At 43.6% G+C, this 23,643-nt stretch carries 21 protein-coding genes and 1 tRNA gene; 14 read left to right on the plus strand and 8 right to left on the minus strand.

Annotation, left to right across the window (positions count from 1 at the left end):
- Window positions 1–49: 49 nt before the first annotated feature.
- Window positions 50–126, plus strand: a tRNA-Arg gene (locus tag E2K93_RS12240).
- A 648-nt stretch (window positions 127–774) separates the two neighbouring features.
- On the opposite strand, the gene E2K93_RS12245 is transcribed toward E2K93_RS12240, so the two are convergent.
- Both E2K93_RS12245 and E2K93_RS12250 read right to left on the minus strand, forming a co-directional pair.
- Window positions 775–2,325, minus strand: coding sequence for an arylsulfatase (locus E2K93_RS12245; protein ID WP_135439375.1), 1,551 nt, complete (start codon window positions 2,323–2,325; stop codon window positions 775–777).
- 198 nt (window positions 2,326–2,523) lie between these two features.
- On the minus strand, window positions 2,524–3,978 hold the full coding sequence (locus E2K93_RS12250; protein WP_228445294.1) for a metal-dependent hydrolase family protein: 1,455 nt from the start codon (window positions 3,976–3,978) through the stop codon (window positions 2,524–2,526).
- A 699-nt stretch (window positions 3,979–4,677) separates the two neighbouring features.
- Here E2K93_RS12250 and E2K93_RS12255 point away from each other — a divergent pair.
- The 6 genes from E2K93_RS12255 (at window position 4,678) to E2K93_RS12280 (ending at window position 10,137) form a co-directional block, all read left to right on the plus strand.
- Window positions 4,678–4,935 carry an OadG family protein gene (locus tag E2K93_RS12255; RefSeq protein ID WP_135439376.1) on the plus strand — a complete coding sequence of 86 codons (258 nt, stop codon included), beginning with the start codon at window positions 4,678–4,680 and terminating at the stop codon, window positions 4,933–4,935.
- 9 nt (window positions 4,936–4,944) lie between these two features.
- Window positions 4,945–6,726 (plus strand): sodium-extruding oxaloacetate decarboxylase subunit alpha, encoded by a 1,782-nt coding sequence (gene oadA, locus E2K93_RS12260; RefSeq protein ID WP_135439377.1) that lies wholly within the window; start codon window positions 4,945–4,947, stop codon window positions 6,724–6,726.
- Between the two features lie 9 nt (window positions 6,727–6,735).
- Window positions 6,736–7,866, plus strand: a complete 1,131-nt coding sequence (locus E2K93_RS12265; RefSeq protein WP_135439378.1) for a sodium ion-translocating decarboxylase subunit beta — start codon at window positions 6,736–6,738, stop codon at window positions 7,864–7,866.
- Between the two features lie 111 nt (window positions 7,867–7,977).
- Window positions 7,978–8,823, plus strand: a complete 846-nt coding sequence (locus E2K93_RS12270) for a peptidylprolyl isomerase (RefSeq protein ID WP_135439379.1) — start codon at window positions 7,978–7,980, stop codon at window positions 8,821–8,823.
- Window positions 8,823–9,170 (plus strand): VOC family protein, encoded by a 348-nt coding sequence (locus E2K93_RS12275; RefSeq protein ID WP_228445296.1) that lies wholly within the window; start codon window positions 8,823–8,825, stop codon window positions 9,168–9,170. Before E2K93_RS12270 ends, E2K93_RS12275 begins: the two co-directional genes overlap by 1 nt.
- 124 nt (window positions 9,171–9,294) lie before the next feature.
- Window positions 9,295–10,137, plus strand: a complete 843-nt coding sequence (locus E2K93_RS12280) for an arylamine N-acetyltransferase family protein (protein WP_189637767.1) — start codon at window positions 9,295–9,297, stop codon at window positions 10,135–10,137.
- A gap of 90 nt (window positions 10,138–10,227) precedes the next feature.
- Here E2K93_RS12280 and E2K93_RS12285 read toward each other — a convergent pair whose 3' ends face one another.
- From E2K93_RS12285 to E2K93_RS12310, 6 genes are all read right to left on the minus strand, one after another.
- Window positions 10,228–11,655, minus strand: a complete 1,428-nt coding sequence (locus E2K93_RS12285) for a DEAD/DEAH box helicase (RefSeq protein WP_135439381.1) — start codon at window positions 11,653–11,655, stop codon at window positions 10,228–10,230.
- 400 nt (window positions 11,656–12,055) lie between these two features.
- On the minus strand, window positions 12,056–13,315 hold the full coding sequence (locus E2K93_RS12290) for an AmpG family muropeptide MFS transporter (protein ID WP_135439382.1): 1,260 nt from the start codon (window positions 13,313–13,315) through the stop codon (window positions 12,056–12,058).
- A gap of 97 nt (window positions 13,316–13,412) precedes the next feature.
- Window positions 13,413–13,769, minus strand: coding sequence for a hypothetical protein (locus tag E2K93_RS12295; protein WP_211183546.1), 357 nt, complete (start codon window positions 13,767–13,769; stop codon window positions 13,413–13,415).
- A 166-nt stretch (window positions 13,770–13,935) separates the two neighbouring features.
- Complete coding sequence (locus tag E2K93_RS12300; protein WP_135439383.1) at window positions 13,936–14,544, minus strand: peptidylprolyl isomerase; 609 nt, start codon at window positions 14,542–14,544, stop codon at window positions 13,936–13,938.
- 3 nt (window positions 14,545–14,547) lie between these two features.
- Window positions 14,548–15,114 (minus strand): YajG family lipoprotein, encoded by a 567-nt coding sequence (locus E2K93_RS12305; RefSeq protein WP_135439384.1) that lies wholly within the window; start codon window positions 15,112–15,114, stop codon window positions 14,548–14,550.
- Window positions 15,114–16,250 carry a methyltransferase gene (locus E2K93_RS12310; RefSeq protein ID WP_135439385.1) on the minus strand — a complete coding sequence of 379 codons (1,137 nt, stop codon included), beginning with the start codon at window positions 16,248–16,250 and terminating at the stop codon, window positions 15,114–15,116. Before E2K93_RS12310 ends, E2K93_RS12305 begins: the two co-directional genes overlap by 1 nt.
- 36 nt (window positions 16,251–16,286) lie before the next feature.
- Between E2K93_RS12310 and E2K93_RS12315 the strand changes: the two genes are divergently transcribed.
- The 7 genes from E2K93_RS12315 (at window position 16,287) to E2K93_RS12345 (ending at window position 23,643) form a co-directional block, all read left to right on the plus strand.
- Window positions 16,287–16,952, plus strand: coding sequence for an alpha-ketoglutarate-dependent dioxygenase AlkB family protein (locus E2K93_RS12315; RefSeq protein WP_135439386.1), 666 nt, complete (start codon window positions 16,287–16,289; stop codon window positions 16,950–16,952).
- An 18-nt stretch (window positions 16,953–16,970) separates the two neighbouring features.
- Window positions 16,971–17,288 carry a BolA family protein gene (locus tag E2K93_RS12320; RefSeq protein ID WP_135439387.1) on the plus strand — a complete coding sequence of 106 codons (318 nt, stop codon included), beginning with the start codon at window positions 16,971–16,973 and terminating at the stop codon, window positions 17,286–17,288.
- Between the two features lie 146 nt (window positions 17,289–17,434).
- Complete coding sequence (locus tag E2K93_RS12325; protein ID WP_135439388.1) at window positions 17,435–18,019, plus strand: TRAP transporter small permease subunit; 585 nt, start codon at window positions 17,435–17,437, stop codon at window positions 18,017–18,019.
- Window positions 18,019–19,383, plus strand: coding sequence for a TRAP transporter large permease (locus E2K93_RS12330; protein WP_135439389.1), 1,365 nt, complete (start codon window positions 18,019–18,021; stop codon window positions 19,381–19,383). The genes E2K93_RS12325 and E2K93_RS12330 overlap by 1 nt, the downstream gene beginning before the upstream one ends.
- A 144-nt stretch (window positions 19,384–19,527) precedes the next feature.
- The gene (locus tag E2K93_RS12335) at window positions 19,528–20,616 is read left to right on the plus strand and encodes a TRAP transporter substrate-binding protein (protein WP_135439390.1); all 1,089 of its coding nucleotides are present in this window, start codon (window positions 19,528–19,530) and stop codon (window positions 20,614–20,616) included.
- A gap of 145 nt (window positions 20,617–20,761) precedes the next feature.
- A complete protein-coding gene (gene fabV, locus E2K93_RS12340; RefSeq protein WP_135439391.1) occupies window positions 20,762–21,952 on the plus strand; it encodes an enoyl-ACP reductase FabV in 1,191 nt (396 codons plus the stop codon).
- Between the two features lie 356 nt (window positions 21,953–22,308).
- A complete protein-coding gene (locus tag E2K93_RS12345) occupies window positions 22,309–23,643 on the plus strand; it encodes a Na(+)-translocating NADH-quinone reductase subunit A (protein WP_135439392.1) in 1,335 nt (444 codons plus the stop codon).

Genomic DNA, 23,643 nt, shown 5'->3' on the forward strand with positions numbered 1-23,643 from the left:
GCGAACCATAAATTTTTGAAGTGAGGTATCACTTAAAACTACCGACCGCGGACACGTAGCTCAGCTGGATAGAGTACCTGGCTACGAACCAGGCGGTCGCAGGTTCGACTCCTGCCGTGTCCGCCACTATTTGCGAAAACCGACCTTATGGTCGGTTTTTTGCTTTCTACAGTTTAAACCTCACAAGAATAAGGATATATGCGCCGTCATTGCGGCGCATGCCGCAACCTCGTGAAGTTCGTCGTTACTGGTTTATAGGCTCGCTTTGGGGCTAAGAGATCCCGGGTCAAGCCCGGGATGACAGGTCGCAGATTCGACTCCTGAAGTAATCGCCACTATTTGCGAAAAACCGACCCTATGGTCGGTTTTTTGCTTTCTGCACTTAAAACCTAACAAGAATAAGGATATATGCGCCGTCATTGCGGCGCATGCCGCAACCTCGTGAAGTTCGTCGTTACTGGTTTATAGGCTCCCGTTGGGGCTAAGAGGTCCCGGGTCAAGCCCGGGATGACAGGTCGCAGGTTCGACTCATGAAGTAATCGCCACTATTTGCGAAAAACCGACCTTATGGTCGGTTTTTTGCTTTCTACAGTTTATAGCGCACAAAAATAAGAATATGTTCGCGGTGGTTGATTTTAAGTCTCACGCTTTTATAGTCCTTCATACCTAGCACCTAGCACCTAGCACCTAGCACCTAGCACCTAGCACCTAGCCGATCTAAGACAAAAAAGCCCGATACAAATCGGGCTTTTTATCTTTACTTAATGCCAGTAGCTATTTACTACCACCACCTTTTTGCAGTTTCTCCATAACTTGATCCAAGCTAAAGCTCGCTGCTTTTTGCGATGGCGGGTATTCCTTAAAGGTTTCTAGGAATTGACCAACATAGGTCTGTGCTGGAACCAAAACATATACGCGGTCTATCAGCCAATCATAATAGGTGTTAGATGTTTTTTGCGCGCGTTCAAATGGGTCTCGGCGCAAATTAAAAATCAACGGTACACGCAATGGCGTAAATGGATTCGCCCAAATTTCGAGGGTCTCCTCTACGCGTTGCTCCATAAAGATGATTTTCCATTGTTGATAGCGTAGTGCGGTTAAATCACCGTCGTCTGAGAAGTAGAATATTTCATTACGTCCCGACTTATCACTTTTACCAGTAAGTAAATCCGTTAAGTTGTAGCCATCTAAATGGTTTTTGTAGGTACGACCTATGGCTTTGTAACCATCTAATAGGTCTTCCTTCACCTCGTCATTGCCGGCAACAGCGGCGAAGGTAGGCAACCAATCCATATGATGTACAATCTCATTGGTAATCGAACCAGGTTTGATTTTGCCAGGCCAGCGAATCACTGCTGGTACACGCCAGCCACCTTCCCAGTTAGTGTTCTTCTCGCCTCTAAATGGCGTCATAGCCGCATCTGGCCATGTGTTCATATGCGGACCATTATCGGTAGAGTAAAAGACGATGGTATTGTCTGCGATACCCAAATCATCAAGCTTCTTCAAAAACATACCAATATGCATATCATGTTCAATCATACCAACGGTATATTCATCATATTCTGCATATTTAGGGTCGTTCATTAGCTCGTCTTTGACATGGGTACGAAAATGCATACGCGTACCGCTCCACCATACAAAAAATGGCTTGTCGGCTTTATGAGCTTTGTCGATAAACTTTAACGCTGCAGCAACGGTTTCATCGTCAACAACTTCCATACGTTTTTTCGTCAATGGGCCAGTATCTTCGATTTTGCCATCGGCACTAGACTTGATTACGCCACGAGGACCGAACTTCTTGCGAAATTCAGGATTTTTTGGGTAATCTCTATTCTCTGGTTCTTCTTCCGCATTTAAGTGATACAGGTTACCAAAAAATTCATCAAAGCCGTGATTGGTTGGTAAGTGCTTATCTTGGTCACCCAAGTGGTTTTTACCAAACTGACCGGTCATATAACCTTGCTCTTTTAATACCGCAGCAATGGTTATGTCTTTTTCTGACATGCCAAGTTCAGCGCCTGGCAGGCCAACTTTAGACAAGCCGGTACGAAATACGGACATACCAGTAATAAATGATGAACGGCCTGCGGTACAAGACTGTTCACCGTAGTAATCAGTAAAGCGCATACCTTCATTTGCGATGCGATCGATATTCGGGGTTTGATACCCCATCATACCGTTCGAATAAGCACTTATGTTCCAAATGCCGACGTCATCACCCCAAACAACCAAAATGTTCGGTTTGTCAGCGGCAAAGCTGAGCGATGTAAAAAAGGTGGAAAATGTTATTACTATTGATGCAATAAACTTGTGTTTAAGCATAGTTAACCCCTCTATTATTAAGATGCAGAGATGATTTTAGTCTAGCTCAAAACTTTATTATTACTAAAAATTAACCACATTATTTTGTTTGGGAAATCAAGGTAAGCTGTTGAAAACTGTATAAATTTCTGACACTTTTTGCGGGGAGGGAAGGTTGGCTTCGCTGCCGCCAACCTTTTTGTTAATTATTTTAATGAGTTAGAGCTCATCGCGATAAATTACACCATCCTTCATCACGATGTGAATGGTTGGGATTAAAGTGTATGCTGGATCTGCATCAAACCATTTATCGTTACCACCAATAACACTTAAGTCTTTCAGTGGGTTACCGTCGACAAGAATAAGGTCAGCGGCAGCGCCTACTTCAACCACACCGAGTTTACCTGATGCAGCGTATGGGTTGCGTGGACCTGATAAAGCCATTAATTCGCCAGCGGTTGAGGTCATTTGCTTCAATACTTCGAAGTTATCGCCAAACGATTCACCGCGCCACCAGATTTCGTAACGACGTGCACGCTCAGCATCAGCGAAAACCCCGACGTAATCCGATGCGAAGACAACTTTTACATCATTAGCGATGAGTTTTTTCCCATAGTCGCCAAACTGTTGTTGTAGTTTCGCCACTAATGGGATTTTGTCTGCAGGCATCAATGGGTTCTTCGCTAGGTCCGGCGATAGTCCCCACATTTGTGGTACCACGTAGACACCTTCTTTAGAGATACGCTGCATGGTTTCTTCGTTCATGAAAAAGCCGTGTTCGAATGATTTCACGCCACAGTCCATTAGACGGTTCATTGCACGGTCGTTGTATACGTGGGCACCTACATAGGTATTCCAATCTTTAACGGCTTCAACGATGGCACAGGTTTCTTCTTTGGAAAATTGCACCGTATCGATTGGGTCATACTTAGATGAACCGCCGCCACCTGCCATGATCTTAATTTGTGTCGCACCGTTGCGTAAATTAATTCGCGTTGCTTTTAGCGCTTCAGCTTTACCGTCAGCAACCGCACCGATACCAAATTTTTCAAAGTTAGCTATATCGCCAGAGGTTGCAGGTGAAAAACCAACATCACCGCGATCGCGAAAATCACCGTGGCCAGAGGTTTGTGATACAAAAGCACCTGAAGGGAAGATCTTAGGACCGAGTAAATGACCAGAGTTGATGTTACGCATCAGTCCGAATGCTGGGCCACCCATGTCACGTACTGTGGTGAAACCATCCATAAGAAAACGTTCAGCGACAATCGTCGCGCGATAAGACATATCGGTTAAGTCCATATCGCTTTCTATTTTACCGTAACCATTATTAATCATTACATGCGCATGACCATCAATAAGGCCTGGCATTAAGGTTTTCCCTTGGCCATCGATGACTCTGTGGTCAGCATTTATGGCAATATCGTCATCACTGATTTTGGTAATCGTGGTACCTTCAACCAATACGTTAATGCCTTTGTAAAGCTTATTGTCAGTACCATTAAACACGTTAACGTTTTTAAATAAGGTGGTACCGGCTTCAATCTTAAAGTTTTGGTCGACCACCGGAGCACCGCCACCGGCAGCAAGGATATTTGCCGCATAGGTTAGGGCAGCAAGGCAAATGGCGCTAATAAACGCTGTTGTTCGAGGTTGATTTTTTATTTTCATCATGGCTTTCCATTCGGGTGCAGATACAAGTTGATCACTACTGCGTATGCATCTGCATGATTTAATAAATTTTTAACATTGAGTCAGGCTTCACGTGTTATCGATATAGGAATTCTTGTTTATATCTAGTTTGTTATATAAAAGCCTGATTTAACTGAAATTAAGTATAGAACGGATTTTGCGGGTAAGGGTTGTCATTAGCATGTTTGTGATAGCTTAATGGCTGTTTTGTCGAAAGCATGCAGACCATTTAATGCGCATTTGTCATTGCGGCTATTGATTGACGCAGTTACCACACATCGCGAAAGATTGGGTTATACATTGGGCTATAAATTGGGCTATACACAGCAGCGTAATTTCCGTCGCTTTTAAGTGTTGTTCTAGCACAGCAGCACATAAATCCCAAAATAGTGCCGTAGAAGGAGCGGATTTTCGCTGTAAATGCCGCATTATTGCTTGAAATAACCAATGGATTGGCTAATTGCTATACAAAACCATGGTGTTTTTTATTGGTAAGGTTGGAATAAAAATTCACACTAAATAGAAAATCTGCATAGTTATGCGGTTTTTATCTAAAAATCACTGTTTTTTACTCATTTTGCCTCTTGACAGTGAATATTTACATCTAATTGACATTTTATCATTGCCATTTTGAATTTGAGTGATTATTCTAAATTCTTTATTACGCTAATGAGATCGACTATGGAAAACCTATCACAAGTATTTATTGAAGCTGGTATGCTTTTATTAGTTGGTATGGGGTTTGTTTTCGCATTTTTAACTGTTTTGATTTATGCCATCAAACTGCTGGCCAAGATTGGCAGCCATTTTCCAGAGACTGCACCGCAGAGCAAAAAAGTAAACACCTCTGTTGCCAAGAGTGATCAAATCGCGCCAGGGGTTGTTGCTGCAATTAGCACTGCTATCGCTCACTATCGCAAGAATAACGTACAAATTTAGGAGCAAACTATGTCCGAGTCATTAAATAAGTTGGGGATCACTGAGTTAGTCTTACGTGATGGTCACCAATCATTATTGGCTACTCGTTTTCGTTTAGAAGATATGTTGCCAATAGCCAAAAAAATGGATGAAATCGGCTATTGGTCTATCGAATCATGGGGCGGCGCTACGTTCGACTCTTGTATTCGTTATTTAGGTGAAGATCCATGGGAGCGCATTCGTAAATTAAAAGAGGCGATGCCTAATACCAAGCAACAAATGCTGTTTCGTGGCCAAAATATCCTTGGTTATCGTCACTATGCTGATGACGTTGTCGAAAAATTTGTAGAGCGAGCCCATGTAAATGGCGTTGACGTGTTCCGAATTTTTGATGCCATGAATGATACCCGCAATTTAGAAACCGCGATCAAAGCGGCGGTTAAAGTTGGAGCACACGCTCAAGGTACGTTGTCATTCACCGAATCTCCAGTGCATACCATCGATACCTGGCTTGATATGGCCAAGCGCATGCAGGATATGGGTGCTCACTCGTTATGTATTAAAGATATGTCAGGTTTACTTAACCCGTACGACGGCGAAGAGTTGATTGGCAAATTAAAAGATCAGGTTGGTTTACCTATTTCATTGCATTGTCATGCGACAACTGGTCTAAGCATGGCCACTCACATGAAAGCCATTGATGCCGGTGTTGATGTGATTGATACTTCCATTTCATCAATGTCGATGACTTATGGTCATTCACCAACAGAATCTATCGTTTCTACGGTTAAAGGTCGTGACCGAGATACTGGTCTTGATATGGAAAAGCTGGCTGAAGTTGCAACTTACTTCCGTGAAGTGCGAGCTAAATACGCCAAGTTTGAAGGCAGCTTGAAAGGCGTTGATGCACGTATATTGTTAGCACAAGTGCCTGGTGGCATGTTAACCAATATGGAAAATCAACTGCGTGAGCAAGGCGCAGCAGACAAGTTTGACGAAGTGTTGGAAGAGATCCCACGTGTTCGTAAAGAGTTAGGTTACATTCCTTTGGTTACGCCAACATCACAAATTGTTGGTACCCAATCGGTACTAAACGTGCTCACTGGTGAACGTTATAAGTCGATCACGAAAGAAACCGCTGGTGTTCTTAAAGGCGAATATGGCGCGACACCAGCCCCTGTTGACGGCGATTTACAAAAGCGCGTGTTAGATGGTGGTGAGGCGATTACTGGTCGTCCTGCGGATTTCCTTGAGCCTGAGTTAGATAAACTCGAAACCGAACTGATGGATTTAGCAAAAGAGAAAAATATTGATCTTGCTGAAGCGGTTATCGACGACGTATTAACCTACGCACTATTCCCGCAAATTGGCCTTAAGTTCTTAGAGAATCGTAACAATCCAGACGCGTTTGAACCGGTACCGAGTGCCGACGATGTTAAACCGGCAGCGGCTCAAGCAGCGCCTGCTAAAGGTAAAGCCGAAAGCTATGCGGTACAAGTAGACGGTCATGTTTACGATGTGGTTGTCGCCCCAGGTGGCAGCATTGAAAACATTGCGGTTGCTAAGCCTAGCGCTTCTGCAGCGCCTGCAGTGGCGTCTGGTGGCACGACAGTTGATGCACCATTGGCAGGAAACATCTTCAAATTGTTGGTGAAAGCTGGCGATATGGTTACTGAAGGCGATGTGGTTGTTGTCATGGAAGCGATGAAAATGGAAACAGAAATTCGCGCAACGGCAACGGGCACGGTATCGAGTGTTGATGTAAAAGAAGGCGATAGCGTTGCTGTAGGCGACGCGTTGCTGACGTTGTAGGAGTAGCAAATGGACTCCTTGAATATCCTGTGGAATTCCACAGGTCTGGCTAACTTTGAGTTGGGCCAGGTGATCATGATGTTGGTCGGCCTTGGTTTGCTATTTTTAGCTATTGCGAAAAAATTTGAGCCTTTATTGTTATTGCCAATTGGTTTTGGTGCAATCCTAACCAATATACCGGTTGCTGGTTTTAGCGAAGTCGGTGGTGTATTGCACTACATTTACTACGCTGGCATTGATACCGGTATCTTCCCATTATTGATTTTTATGGGTGTTGGTGCGATGACGGATTTTGGCGCGCTTATCGCCAATCCTCGTATGTTATTGCTCGGTGCGGCAGCGCAGTTTGGTATCTTTGCCACACTGTTTGGTGCCATTGCCTTAAATGCACTTCCGGGTTTTAATTTCAGTCTGCAAGATGCCTCAGCGATAGCCATTATTGGTGGAGCTGATGGCCCAACGGCTATTTTCTTAGCCTCGAAGCTTGCCCCAGAATTACTCGGTGCCATTGCGGTAGCAGCCTATTCATACATGGCGCTCGTACCGATTATTCAACCACCAATCATGAAAGCGCTGACCAATAAAGAAGAGCGCAAGATTGAAATGAAGCAATTGCGTCATGTCACCAAAATTGAAAAGATTTTGTTCCCATTAGCTGTTTTGATGATGACCATTTTCTTTCTACCAGCAGCCACGCCGCTAGTGGGTATGTTCTGTTTAGGTAACTTGATGCGTGAATGTGGTGTTGTGGATCGTTTAAGCTCAACGGCGCAGAACGAGTTGATTAACATCGTCACCATCTTCCTAGGTTTAGGTGTTGGTTCCAAGCTAAGCGCTGAATCGTTTTTGAATGTTGAAACCTTAGGCATTTTAGGTCTAGGTGCTGTGGCATTTTCAATCGGTACCGCAGCAGGTGTATTAATGGCGAAATTAATGGCTAAATTCTCTACCGACCCAATTAACCCGTTGGTTGGTGCAGCCGGTGTGTCTGCTGTACCTATGGCCGCACGGGTGGTCAATAAAGTAGGTCTTGAATCAAACCCACATAACTTCTTGTTAATGCATGCGATGGGACCAAATGTCGCGGGTGTCCTTGGCTCGGCGGTAGCTGCAGGTGTATTGTTAGCCTTAGTTGGTTAAACGATTAATCTATATTGAAAAAACCACGCTCAAGCGTGGTTTTTTTATGCCTGTAATTTTTATCATAATTGCTTTATGGTTAATTGATAAACGCAATATCAGGGACTTATTATGTTACGTAGCATCGCTATAATCGTACTGTTATTTACTTCATTAACCGCTTTGGCCAATCAACCATCATGGCGAAAAGTTGAACAAGAGAATCTGCTCTACCTGCAAACCAATCAAGGCACTGTGACCATTGAGTTGGCACAGTTTTTTGCGCCTCGCCATGTTGAGTACATGCGTAAGTTGGTACAAGAAGGCTTTTATGATGGCCTACCGTTTTATCGGGTGATCGAAAACTTTGTGGTGCAAGGCGGCGATACCAGCGGCAGCAAAACCAGTAAAGTCAAAACCTCAATGCAGGCTGAAATTGAGCGGGACATCAATAAAGAGTCGCCATTTACCTTAGTTCAGTCTGCTGACTTATTAGCAGAGCAGACCGGCTTTATCCAAGGTTTTGCGGTAGGGCGCTCTGTCAGTGAAAACAAAGAATGGTTAATACATTGTCCAGGGGTGATCAACTTAGCCCGGGGCAATAACATTCATTCTGGCACCACAGACTTTGCCATTATGTTTGGCGTCTCACCGCGTCATCTTGATCGCAATATGAGCGTGTTTGGCCGGGTTATTGATGGTTGGCAAGCGCTGTATAAAATAGAGCGAGGCGATGACTTATTGAGTGGTGCGTTTAGTGATGCAAAACAGCCAAGTTTTATTATCAAGGCATATCTTGGCTCTCAATTGGCAAAAAATGAGCAGCAACATTGGCTCATCGAAGATACTACAAGCGACTATTTTCAAAACAAATTAGCGCAACGCCGCAAGTATTCCCATGACTTTTACCATCACAAAGGAAACGGCAATCTTGATGTTTGCTATCAAAAAGTTGCCAGCAAACAGGAGAGCAAATAATGGTAGCGGAAACAATCAATTATATCGAATTACCAACCACAGACATAAGCAAAGTTAAACAGTTTTATAGCCAGGCATTTCAATGGCAATTTACTGACTATGGCCCGGACTATACGGCGTTTAACGACGGCTCATTTAATGGTGGCTTTTACCTGCACGATAAAACCGCCAGCTATCAACAAGGTGCACCTTTAGTGGTGCTATATTCCAGTCATTTAGAAGAATCTTTGGCAAAAGTGATTAACCACGGTGGGGTTATTGTAAAACCAATATTTTCCTTTCCCGGAGGCCGACGTTTTCATTTTTGTGACCCCGGTGGCAACGAACTGGCTATTTGGTCAGAGTAGTGGAAAAAGCAGTGGCAAAAAACTGTTGACCTCAACTTAGCTTGAGGTTGTAGCATGCCGACTTATGTAAACATAAGCCGGCGTATTAATGGCCGGCGCCCTGATTAAATTGAAGGAGACACACTTGCCAAACGATTCAGCAATGAAAGCGTTAACACAACAACAACTAGACTGTTATTTGCAGCGCATAGGGATGGTGGCGCCTGAGACTACTGATCAAGCCTATTTACAGCAACTTTTTACCGCTCACTTGTATCATGTCCCGTTTGAAAATTTAGATATTGCTTTAGATAACGGGATTTCTCTGAGCTTGCCTGATTTGTATCATAAAATCGTCGAAAACCGCCGAGGTGGTTTTTGTTATGAACTAAATTATATGTTTTATCAATTGCTTACTGGCTTAGGTTACGACGCAAAAATGTTGGCGGCCAATGTGTGGTCAAAGGATAGCTACGGCCCTGATTTTGACCATTTATTATTGCAAGTTAGTCTTTGTGATCAAGATTTTATCGTTGATGTTGGCTTTGGTGACAGTTTTAGAACGCTAGTACCTTTGTCTGGCAGTAGCGTTGATGATGGGTTTAATCGTTATCAACTGAGACAACAACACGGTTTTTACGTGCTGCGGCAAACCAAGGTTAAAGGCGAATGCTTCAAACAATATAAATTCACCCTAACGCCTTATCCAATTAGTGCGTTTAACGATATGTGTGTGTATCAGCAAACCTCGCCTGAATCACATTTTTCCACCAGTTCGGTATGTACTATTGCCAATGCAACTGGCCGACAAACGCTATCTAATGGGCAATTGATCATCACTAAAAATGGCCAAAAAACACGCCGAGATATTAGCGATGAACGTGATTATCGACAGGTGATGCTGGAACTGTTTGGTATGCAATTACCAAGTCACATACACCCGAGTAGGTTCCACAAATTGTTGTTTGTGCCATCTACTGATAGTTAAATAATCATTTGTTGCACTGAATGTTCCTGACAATGCGCATCGTTCAACGACGTCGTCAAGCGATGCGCTGGCTGATCATTAACGAGGTTTTTATCCTGCGACGCGACTTCCGCCTCGGCCTTGACCAGTCGATTTTTGCTTAGATGAGTTCGAACTAGACGACTTTTGGTTTGATGATTTTGCCGGACGACGTCTCGCTTTACCGCTGGTGTTTTTCGCGTAAGGGTTATCTTTACTGGTATGGCGTTTATTCTTACCGACCGGCTTATGCCCACGCGCATTGTCAGAACTTTTTTGCCCGTCATGGTGTTCTGCTTTTGGCTTTTTCGGTTTCTTTGGTTTTTTATCTTTAAACGGTCTGATGTCGTGCGACTTAGGAACCGGGTTAGCCGCTTCAAAGCCTGCCACTTCTTCACGTTCTAACAGCTTTTGCGTGAGTCGTTCAATGGCAACCAATTGTTTGTACTCATCAGAGCACACCAATGAGATGGCGTTACCGTCTTTACCCGCTCGACCGGTACGACCAATACGATGTACGTAATCTTCAGCAACATGCGGCAAATCAAAGTTCACCACTTGCTCTAATTCATTGATGTCTATGCCACGAGCTGCGATATCGGTGGCAACCAAGACGCGGATCCCGCCATCTTTAAATTGCGCTAACGCTTTGGTGCGCGCACCTTGGCTTTTGTTGCCGTGAATGGCTAACGCTTTGATACCATCTTCTTCTAAGTGACGGGTTAAGCGATTGGCACCGTGTTTGGTTTTCGTGAATACCAACACTTGTTGCCAGTTATTATGACCAATTAAATAAGATAATAAGCGCGGCTTCTTCTTCTTATCGGTGGTGACAATCTTTTGTTCTACGGTGGTAGCGGTGGTATTGGCCGGACTAACGGAAATTTCCACCGGATCTTTAACCAAGCCTCTGGCTAATGCACGTATATCATCGGAGAATGTCGCAGAGAATAATAAGTTCTGTCGTTTCTTCGGCAATAGTCTAATAATTTTTTCAATATCATTGATAAAGCCCATGTCCAGCATACGATCCGCTTCATCCAACACCAAGACTTCAACCTGGCTAAACTTCACTGCGTTTTGTTGATACAAATCCAGTAAACGTCCAGGGGTGGCAACCAAAATGTCTATACCCTTTCTTAGACGCATCATTTGCGGATTGATTTTAACGCCACCGTAAATGATAAAGCTGCTGAGATTGAGATTCTTTGAATAGGTCGCAACATTATCACCGACCTGTGCTGCAAGCTCTCGGGTCGGGGTTAGAATCAAGGTTCTAATGTGATTTGGTTTGACTTGCTTACCATTATCTAGAGTTTGCAATATCGGTAGGGTAAAACCTGCGGTTTTGCCGGTACCGGTTTGCGCGGCCGCCATAACGTCCTGTCCAGATAATACCGCTGGAATGGCTTTTTCTTGAATAGGCGATGGGGTGGTGTAACCCTTATCTTGTAGTGCAGATAAAATTTGTGGGCTTAAGCCTAGAGTTTCAAAACTCATAGTCACTCTCTGATTGCTGGAAAATTAATGGCTTAGCCTATATTCAAGGTTAAGCCGAGGGCGAGCGCAATGTACAGTATAGTGTAGGTCTATGCAATCAAAGTAGCGATTAATTAGCGAACGATCAGCGAGTAATGTGGATCATTATCGAGAAAAAGCCCACCAGAATAAGGTTAAAGGCGATTATGTAAGCAAAACCTTTAAGCCCTTGCTTCATACTGTAATTGTTCGATTTTAAATACCACCACCAAATCAGGCACATAATCACAGGTAGTATGAAAAATAAACGTAACAACATGGCAAACCTTTTGATTTTTATTAATAAAGTGGAACGGTTTATGCTCTTTACTATAGAACAATTTCGCTATCTTGTTAATGCCATATTTACGCTTTGCTCGAGTTAGTGCTTTTCATGCCAAGGGGCGACTTTAAATAGCATCAACATTCCAGGGACAGCCAGTGCGGTACATACTAGGAAAAACGGTGTCCAGCCTATATGCTCAACAATAAAGCCAGTACCGGCATTGGCAATGGTGCGTGGCAACGCGGTTAGCGCGGTAAATAGCGCAAATTGGGTTGCAGCAAAGGTTGGATTGGTGTTTTTCGCAATAAATGCGGTAAACGCGGCGGTGCCTAACCCGACCCCTAAATATTCAAAGCCCATGGCAAATGCCAAGGCATAATTGTTGTTACCTATTTCTGACAGCGCCGCAAATCCTAAAATCGAAACGATTTGCACGACACCAAATATCCACAAGGCGCGATTGATTGATAACTTGATCATGATGATGCCGCCAACCGCTAACCCTATGGTCATGGCGACCAAAGACGCGACTTTAGCAATACCACCGATTTCAGTATTACTAAAGCCTAGGTCAATAAAAAACGGCGTTTGCAAAGCCGTTGCCATATTGTCGCCAAGCTTATATAAGAACAGAAATGATAAAATTAGCAGCGCCGATTTCACGCCTTCGCGATCGATGAAATCTCTAAAAGGTAATACCACCGCGTCATGCAATGATTTAGGCGCATTGGCTTCTATGCGGGCTTCCTTGACCGATAATGTCATCACCACACCGATTAGCATAAACGCGGCGACAACGATAAACACCATAGACCAAGGCATTTGATCGGCAAGAATAAAGCCGAGTGAACCCGGCACCAAACCGGATAAACGATACGCTTGCACGTGAATGGAGTTGCCCAAGCCAAGCTCATGATCTGGTAATAATTCTCGTCGATAGGCATCGAGTACGATGTCTTGACTGGCACTGAAAAATGCGACGGCTGCGGCTAAATAGGCGACTGCCCAGATATCCATGGTCGGGTCTATGTAGGCAAACATCGCTATAGACACCAATAATGCCACTTGCGTTAATAACATCCAGCCACGTCGTCGCCCCAAAAATGGCAAGGTATATCGGTCCATCGCTGGCGACCAAATAAACTTCCATACATAGGGAATGCCGATAAGGGAAAACAAACCTATCTCGGCCAAACTGACGCCTTCGTTTCTTAACCAACCAGGTAATAACTGATAAAGGAAAAATAGCGGCATGCCCGAGCTAAAGCCGGTAAATATGCAGATCAGCATACGTTTGTTGAAAATGGTATCTATGATACCGGGAGAATCTTGTTGATGCGCTTCTGAGGCGGGCATGAAACAGCGACCTAAAACTTGTTGTTATGGCGCTAGGCTAACAGATAGCGGGCATTAAAAAAAGCCAATCGAAGATTTAAAAAAAGCGAATCGCAGATTAAAAATCTGCGACTGGACGCCAACCAACACAATGGATCGGGTAACTGCCTCTATCCGTTAAAAAATCTAGACAGGTCTGGATTTCCGCGAATAGTGGTAAGTCCTTTTGGAGATTAACCAATGACGATAATTTGATCTCATGAATCAAATGCCAAAAGACACGTTCTTTGGCACTCGAAGGGGTGTCATCAGTTACGTTTAACTGTGACCATTCTTCTAAACAATCCCAAATAAAGTTATCAACTTCAGTGTAATGAACTGAATTTTTTAATAGCGCTTGTAGGTAATAAACCAGCTGTGAAATTTTGTCATTAATAAAGCTTTCCACGTACACAACAACTCCAAATGCTTTCATATCCTTGTTAGCATTGTCTCTTCCGTGTTTAAGACTTCTTTTAAATTACGTTAATTTAAATCTAGTTAATACTTGGACAATTTTCCAAGCAAAAGTTGCAGAATAATAAAACGAAACGATCAAAAATGTCAAAATAAATCAGACGCCTATAGCGCCTGAATTAATTTTATGGTTCGTGAATGTAGTCGGCAGGTAGCAAGGATGCACTGATCAGGATAATGGGTTCAATTGGTACGTCAGGCCAGCTTTGACCTTCGTGAAAGTCGGTTTCAGCCATCGCCATTTTTTCAAGAACTTCATCGCCCCATGTCACATGAGCAAAAACCGTATAACCCCAATTGCGACCAGGATCTAGTTCGGTATTTTCGCCAACGTTAAAGAAGAATTGGCGTTTCGCACTGTGTGGATCATGCTGACGAGCCATTGCTACAGTACCATAAGTGTTTTTTAAGCCATTACCGGATTCATTGAAAATCGAGTCGCGTTCTTTTCGTGGGATAAAGTTGGCGTCATAACCGCCACCTTGAACCACAAAATCTTCGATGACACGATGGAATATGGTGTTGTCATACTCCTTACTCACCACATGCCAAAGAAAGTTATTGACTGCCAGCGGAGCTTTCACTCGATTTAATTCAATGATGATCACACCCATAGAGGTTTCTAATTTAACCTGAGGGTACAAATTATTGGCATCAATAATTTTTTGTTTAGCTGCCATAACATGTGCCGACATCAATAATGTCAGCATCAGCGCGACTAGGGTGCGAACCATAAATTAACCTTTTATAAACTGTTGCAGTTGTTCATCTTCGACCACTTGGATGATCAACTTAGCCAATTGCACGTTAAAGTCTTTTTGCAATTCATCGATATCTGCTGATAACGCACCACGAGTGGTTGCTCGCAAGGTAAAAGTCTTCGACAAGGTTTGTGCCGGATTCTCTACTTTGACGCGCAATTTAATGATGGTATTAGCACGATAATCTAAAACGTCCTGATTGACATAGGTACGAGCTCTTTCAACTTGAAATTGCACCTGTAAATCAGAACCACTATTTAATTTCAGTCCCTGCAATGCCAGTTGATCACTAAATTCGCTATTCAATACGTCTTTCAGTGAGTCTGCACTGCTGATCAAGGTTGATGGTCGATCGGCTGAAAGCACTTCAACGATGTGTGCAGTAGAGCGTAGATCGTAAACTGAAATCTTCGCATTCAGGTCGTCATATACCTTATTTGCGTGTGCATTCACTTTTGGATTTAAACTGATTGTATTTGGCTCTTGAGCGCAAGCTACAAGGCACAGTGCCGATAGCGCAACGGCAATTATATTCTGTTTCATTATTTTTTGGCCGATAAAATGACAAATTTCTTATTGCTTGCCAATGTTTGGCAATTATTAAACAGTCGCATGAGTTTTATATGATATCCCAACTGCCTGTTCCCTATTATCCTTAATTCGCCACCTTTTTTCAAAGTTTTGTAACACTCTTTAAACATTTGCCAAGCAATATGATCGGTAACTGCTTGTTGTTGATGAAAAGGTGGGTTGCAAACAACCAAATCTAAGCTGTTTTCAGGGCAACCTTCGAGGCAGTCACCTACCACAAATCGACAGTTTGACAGCTGCTCTGGCAGATTGTTCATAACATTTTGTTTTGCCGAGGAAATGGCCATATGAGACTCGTCAAAAAAGCCCATTTTAATACCATCATTTTGGGCTAATAAGGCCAAACCTAGTATACCGTTACCACAACCCAAATCCGCGACTTGGTCACCGGCTTTTAAGGTCGGCAAGTGTTGTAATAAAAATGCCCCACCGATATCGATGCTATCTCTTGAAAACACATTGGCTTGATTACTTATGTGCATATCAAAGCCCGGTAGTGGCCAGACTTTATCAGCAATTGGCGCTGTTTTTTTAGCGTTATCAACCTTACTAAACACCAATCGTGCCTTTTTCACCGCTAATGAGGTTGTTGTCTCACCAAGGTGTTTGGCAAACAACTTTAACGTTGAGGTATGAATATCCTTGGCTCTCGCAGCGGCGATAACTTGCGTCTCTTTACTGGCGATTTGTTGAATTTGCTGCAATTGAAATTCTAACAAGCTATTGGTCTTAGGGATTTTCAATAACACCAAGTCTACCGGTTGGCTAATATCGTCTATGCTAGACAACAAGCTGACCTTGCTATGGTCCAAGTTATTATCCGCTAGATTATATTTGATTCCTTGTTGGGAAATATAAGAGTCATTCACCAATTGCAGTGTATGCTCGGTTAAATTCAACGTTAGTGCGCCAAAACTGTCGTTAAAAATGACAATATTTAATGGTCGTTCGAGTGTGCCACTATCTTTAAGGTGGTTAATGATATACTCATCTGCCGCGTCCCATGCTTGCAGGCTACGATTAACCTGGGCTAATGGGAAACGATGTAAGTGAACCGGCGAGTCATTAACAATAAATGGGCTTAGCATGATTAATATTCGACGTAATTAAATGGTAAAAGTTTGATGAGTGTATTATCGCAAACCTATGACAAATTAACTATAGATACGCCAGAAAAGCTTAACGCTATTAGCCCTGATGTGTCCGATTGTTTGCGCTTATTGGATGGCCAGTTGCTTTATTTCCCCAATTTTTTCGCCACCAATGCCGAGTCTATCTATCAGTTGTTGCAACAACAGTTGGCTTGGCAAGAGTGGCAAATCAAGATGTTTGGTAAGATGGTCACCATTCCTAGGTTGCAAGCTTGGTATGGTGACGCCGATGCGCGATATAAATATTCTGGGGTGATAATGCAACCGCATCCATGGCATTGGAGTTTGGTGGGAATAAAAGAACAATGCCAGCAAGTGGCAAAATGTCGCTTTAATTCGGTGTTGGCCAATTGGTATCGTCATCAGCAAGATTCGATGGGCTGGCATAGTGATAATGAAAAAGAACTGGGTGACAAACCGGTTATTGCCTCTTTGTCGTTTGGTCATCCACGTCGCTTTTGTTTACGCAACAAAAGCAGTGGTGAAAAGCTGCAAATAGCTTTAAAATCAGGAAGTCTGTTATTGATGCGCGGTAATGTGCAAAACGAATGGCAACACGCTGTGCCAAAATCAACTAAAGCCATGGCTGGGCGCATCAATTTAACGTACCGCATGATTAAACAACCCGCTGACGAATAATACGAGAGAACTATTTACATGACTGTGCAAGCCATTATCGAGAAAAAACTAAACGAATATTTTCAGCCTCACCATCTGCAAGTGATCAATGAAAGCTATATGCACAACGTCGCAGAAGGCAGCGAGTCGCATTTTAAGGTGGTTGTTGTTTCCGATAAATTTGATGGTCAGCGATTGCTTGCCCGTCACCGTCAGGTCAACAGTGTGTTAAGTGATGAATTAGAAAATGCCATTCACGCGCTGGCGATGCACACCTATACACTCGAGCAGTGGCAGCAAATGAATGCGCAAGCCGTGCCTAACTCACCTGATTGTTTGGGTGGCAGCAAACGCTAATCGTTAGCCTTGCAGTAAAAAGGAGTCCTCAGTGGCTCCTTTTTGCGTTTTTACATGCTGCTCAGGTAATTTTGATATGGTTTAATGGTTAAAATTTTGTTATCAATAGGCTTTTATAATAATAACAATATTGGTTTTGAGGCGTCATGAAGTTAGATGCAGTTCGGCGGTTTGTTTCTCTCGCCGATGTCTTCACGGAATACACTGGTAAGTTAATCGCGTGGTTAACTGTCGTGGTTGTGGTACTAACATTTGCGATTGTGTTGTTGCGCTATGGTTTCAATCTTGGCTGGATAGCCATGCAAGAAATGGTGCTCTACGCCCATGGTGCGGTATTTATGCTCGGCGCCGCGTTTACCCTAAAACATGATGCCCATGTGCGGGTCGATATTTTCTATCAACAATTCTCTATTAAACAAAAAGCCTGGGTAAATTTACTCGGTACGGTATTTTTGTTGTTACCGGTTTGCCTGTTTGTATTCTACGTTAGTATCGATTACGTCTTGTTGTCTTGGCAGCTATTAGAGAGCTCGAAAGAGCCAGGTGGTTTGCCGGCGGTGTATCTCAATAAAACCCTTATTTGGTTATTAGTGCTCACCTTGACGCTGCAAGGATTGGCCGAAATAGGTCGAAATTGGTTGATTATATGCGACCAAAACGCAAATGGTGCAGATCATCAGGGTGATGCTGACCGCCACAATAACAGCGCAGCCAACAAGGAGCTATTGTAATGGAATATCTCGCCTTGTTGATGTTTGTTTGCGTCTGTTTGGTGTTGCTGCTGGGCTACCCAGTGGCGTTTTCTTTGGCCGGTACGGCGTTGATCTTTGCTGCTGTTGCCAGCGTGTTTGGTGCTTTTGATGGCTCATTTTTATCGGCATTGCCATCGCGCTATTATGGTATTTTAAACAATCAAACCTTATTGGCTGTGCCTTTGTTTGTGTTTATGGGCACCGTCTTAGAACGGGCTAGAATTGCCGAAGAGCTACTGACCTCAATGTCACAGTTATTTGGTCGCTTTCGTGGTGGCTTAGCCATATCGGTTACCTTAGTGGGGATGTTGTTAGCCGCCAGTACCGGCATTGTTGGCGCGACGGTGGTCACCATGGGGCTTTTGTCATTGCCGACCATGATCAAACGTGGTTACGATCAACGATTTTCAACTGGCATTATTTGTGCGACTGGCACGTTAGGGCAAATCATCCCACCTTCCATTGCCTTAATATTGTTAGGCGACGTATTATCGAATTCGTATCAACTGGCTCAGCTAAAGCAAGGTAACTTCAACCCTGACACCATCAGTGTTGGCGATTTGTTTGCCGGCGCGGTCATCCCAGGTTTGATTTTAGTGGCGATGTATATTGTTTATTCTATTGCCGTTACGCTATTACGTCCTGGCAACATAACCGTGAGTAATGAGCAGGAAAAGCTTCAGATTGGCCGCTTATTGCGCGCCTTGTTACCACCACTTATTCTTATTGTCTTGGTGTTAGGCTCTATCTTAGGTGGTTATGCAACACCAACTGAAGCCGCTGGCGTTGGCGCATTTGGCTCGTTGATTTTAGCGGCCCTCAATGGCGCATTGACTCTGACGAATTTAAAGGCGGTTATGACATCGACTTTAAAAATAACTTCCATGGTATTCTTAATACTGATCGGCGCCAGTTTGTTTTCCTTAGTATTTCGCGGACTCGGTGGTGAAGAGTTAATACAGAGTTTCTTTAACCAACTGCCCGGCGGAGCCGTTAGTGCCATGCTGGTGGTGATGGTGGTTATCTTTTTATTGGGGTTTATTCTCGATTTTATTGAAATTACCTTTGTGGTGATCCCAATTGTTGCACCGATTTTATTGATGATGGATATCAATCCATTGTGGTTGGGCATCATGATCGCGGTAAATCTGCAAACCTCGTTCTTAACACCACCTTTTGGTTTTGCTTTATTTTATTTGCGCGGCGTCGCCGATAAAGCAATCAAAACCGCTGAAATCTATAAAGGGGTGATTCCGTTTATCGTTATGCAGTTGTTATTGCTGTTGGCGTTGTCAATTTGGCCTGAGTTAGTGACTTGGCTACCTGATAAGATTTATCCATAAAAGTATGGTACTAATACATATTCAATAAAACATGCAACGTTGCCTAGGTCTTGCCGTTATGTGCATTAGTGTGGACTGACGGATGACGACTCGGCGCAGCGTAATGCAGTGTAATTTTAATGCGTAAGTGTGGAAAGGGAGATTATGAAAGCATTCAGTCGTATCGTGTTGATGGCAACCTCATTGCTGTTTATCAGTGCCTGTGGAGAGAAAAGCGAAACCTCGCAAGCTCAAGTTAAACAACAAAAATTTAAGTGGAAACTGGTCACGTCTTGGCCGAAAAACTTCCCTGGATTAGGCATTGCCCCAGAAAAATTCGCACAACATGTCAATAAAATGAGTAATGGCCGTCTAACCATTGAGGTATTCGGTGCAGGTCAATTAGTCCCTGGCTTTGAAGTATTCGACAGCGTTGCAGAAGGCACGGCTGAAATGGGCCACTCTGGTGCCTATTACTGGAAAGGCAAAATCCCCGCAGCATCATTTTTTGCCGCGGTACCATTTGGTATGAACGCCGTAGAGACTAATGCCTGGTTGCATTACGGCGGTGGCTTAGAGCTTTGGCAACAACTGTATAAACCGTTTGGTATTATTCCTGTTGCTGGCGGTAACTCCGGCGCGCAGTTTGCGGGTTGGTTCAACAAAGAAATCAACTCGGTTGAAGATCTACAAGGCTTAAAAATGCGCATCGGTGGCATCGGTGGCGAAGTTATGAGTCGAGCAGGTGCGTTACCGGTAACTATGCCGGGTGGTGAAATTTTCCCATCGCTGCAAAGCGGCGCATTGGACGCATCGGAATGGGTTGGCCCGTACAATGATTTAGCGTTTGGTTTTTACAAAGCCGCTAAATATTACTATTCCACTGCATGGCAAGAGCCGACGGCAACCTTAGAGTTTTTAATCAACGAAAAAGCGTTTAATGGTTTACCATCTGACCTTCAAGAAATCGTGCTTGTCGCTGCCCGAGCGGTTAATGACGACATGCTTAGTGAATATACCGCGCGTAACAGCGCGGCACTAAAAACCTTGGTTGAAGAACATGGCGTCGAAGTGAAAACCTTTCCTCCGCAAGTCATTGAAGTGCTAAAAAGCACCACCAAAGTGGTTATCGAGGAAATGGCGGCAAATGACGAACAGGTCAATGAAGTGTGGACCTCATATAAGCGTTTTTATGACTCAATCAAGAGTTATCATGAAATCAGTGAGCAAGCGTATCTGCAAAATCGTCAGTAGCCGGATTAGCATCTGATGCACATGAAATAATGAAAACCATTGCTGCTCTGACCTCATTTCGATGATTTTCAGGTACAATAGCGGCAATTTTTTATATAAGTGGCAATGTTTGTCACCTGTAACGGAATAAATAAAAGGTTTAACTATGGTTATCAAGCCAAAAGTACGTGGTTTTATTTGTACAAATGCTCACCCTACGGGTTGTGCTCAGCACGTTCAAGAGCAAATCGATTATGTAAAGTCTCAGCCGCAAGCTGACAACATGCCGAAAAAAGTATTGGTTATCGGTGCGTCAACGGGTTACGGTCTGGCATCTCGTATTACATCGGCATTCGGTGGCGGTGCATCAACATTAGGTATTTTCTTTGAAAAAGAACCTACTGAAAAACGTACCGGCTCTGCAGGTTGGTACAACACCGCTGCATTTGAAGCAGCAGCAGACGACGCTGGCCTTTATTCTAAAAACATTAACGGTGATGCGTTCTCAAATGAATTGAAAGAACGTGCCATTGCGACCATCAAAGAAGATCTTGGCCAAGTAGACCTTGTTGTTTATTCACTAGCAGCACCGCGTCGTACTGACCCTGTAACCGGTGAAGTATACGCGTCAGCGCTTAAGCCAATCGGCAATGGTTTTACCACCAAGTCGTTAAACACATCAAAACGTGTTATCGAAGAAGTGGCAGTAGAGCCAGCCAGCGAAGAAGAAATTGACGGCACCATCAAAGTCATGGGCGGCGAAGATTGGGAGCTTTGGATGAAAGCTCTTACCGAGGCCGGTGTTCTTGCTCAAGGCTGTAAAACCGTGGCATACACCTATATTGGTAAGCAATTAACATGGCCGTTATATGGTAAAGCTACTATCGGTCGTGCCAAAGAAGATCTTGACCGCGCGGCAACTGAAATCCGCAACGTAACGGCTGATCTTGATGGTGAAGCTTTTGTCACATCGCTTAACGCGGTTGTTACCCAAGCAAGCTCTGCGATTCCAATTATGCCGTTGTACATCTCTGGCCTGTTCAAGGTGATGAAGCAAGATGGCACTCAGGAAAACCCAATTCAGCAAATTCAAGGTTTGTTCCGCGATAACCTATATTCAGCGTCTCGTGATTTGGATGAGCACAATCGCATCATGCAAAATTTAAAAGAGCTTGAAGACTCGGTACAAGATCGTGTGCAAGCGATTTGGGACCAGGTTGATACGGACTCTATTGATGAATTAACCGATTATGTTGGTTATAACCATGAATTTATGAAATTGTTTGGCTTTGAAGTTGATGGTGTTGATTACGACGCTGACGTTAGCCCTCTAGCGCCAATTAACAACTTGTTATAAGTTTTCTTACTCAATTCTTAATATTCGCCCAAGGTCGTTAAATTGACGATTTTGGGCGTTTATTTTTTCATTTTCTACTATAATTTATTACTAAAATTACAATTCTCTTAGCTACTGTTTTTATTGGTTTTTTTTGCGTACTGAGGAAAGTTATTTGTGTCCGATGCGAAAATGTTACTTATTGTCACCAAATCAATAGAAATTGCATAGCCTTATGTGATAAAATTCGCGCCGAAAAAATTTTGAACTAAAAGCCTTGCCCAAAAGGAAATTGTTGTAGCAATTTACCAGGGCAAGAAACTGGGTCGCCGTTGATTTTCGGTGACTATAACTCCTGTCAACAAGTGCATGTGTTTATGATTACAATAAAAAAAGGTCTGGATATTCCTGTAAAAGGGGCTCCCCAGCAAGTAATCCATGATGGTACGGCCATCAAAACCGTTGCGGCACTAGGCGAAGAGTTTGTGGGTATGCGCCCAACCATGTTTGTAAAAGCAGGTGACAGCGTTAAAAAAGGTCAGGTTCTTTTTGAAGACAAGAAAAACCCTGGCGTTAAATTCACAGCTCCGGCTTCTGGTGTTGTTAAAGAAATTAACCGTGGTGAAAAGCGTGTTTTGCAATCTGTTGTTATTGAAATCAATGACGACGAAGAAGAAACATTTAGTGCTTACAGTGCGGATCAGCTAGCGTCTGTATCTCGCGAAGATGCTGAAACAAACCTAGTTAACTCTGGTTTGTGGACTGCTTTGCGTACGCGTCCATACAGCAAAATCCCTGCCTTAGGCAGTGTTGCAACTAACATTTTTGTTAGTGCTATGGACACCAACCCATTAGCCGCTGATCCACAAGTCGTCATCGCTGAGCAAAAAGATGCTTTTGTTAATGGTTTGACTGTATTGTCAGCCCTAACCGAAGGCAAAGTGTTCGTATCAAAAGCACCTGGTGCTGATATCCCAGCGGGTAATGCGGCGGTAAATGAATTTGCCGGTCCTCATCCTGCAGGTCTTGTTGGTACGCACATTCATTTCTTAGCACCAGTATCTGCTGAGAAAATGGCTTGGCATGTTGGTTACCAAGACGTTATTGCCATCGGTACGTTATTCACTACTGGTAAGCTTGACTCTACTCGTGTTATCGCTCTAGCGGGTCCTGCGGTAAAGAATCCTCGTTTGGTACGCACTGTGTTAGGTGTTAATACCAATGAGTTGATTGCCGGCGAATTGGAACAAGGCGATGTACGCGTTATTTCTGGTTCACCTCTTCAAGGTGTTACGGCAGCAGGTGTTCACGCATTCTTAGGTCGTTACCACGTACAAGTCGTAGCGCTTTTAGAAGGCCGTGAAAAAGAATTCATCGGTTACATGTACCCAGGTCCGAACAAATTCTCGGTTACCCGTGCTTACATGTCACACTTCTTTAAAGGCAAGCTATTCAGCATGACGACCACCACCAATGGTTCTCCTCGTGCGATGGTGCCAATCGGAAACTACGAGCGCATTATGCCGCTTGATATTCTTCCGACGTTGTTATTGCGCGATTTAGCCGCGAAAGACTCTGACAGTGCACAATTGCTTGGTGCGCTAGAGCTTGACGAAGAAGATTTAGCATTATGTACATTCGTATGTCCTGGTAAAACAGACTACGGCGTAATGTTGCGTGACGTCCTAACCATTATTGAGAAGGAAGGTTAG

This window comes from Thalassotalea sp. HSM 43, assembly GCF_004752005.1.
Taxonomy (GTDB): domain Bacteria; phylum Pseudomonadota; class Gammaproteobacteria; order Enterobacterales; family Alteromonadaceae; genus Thalassotalea_A.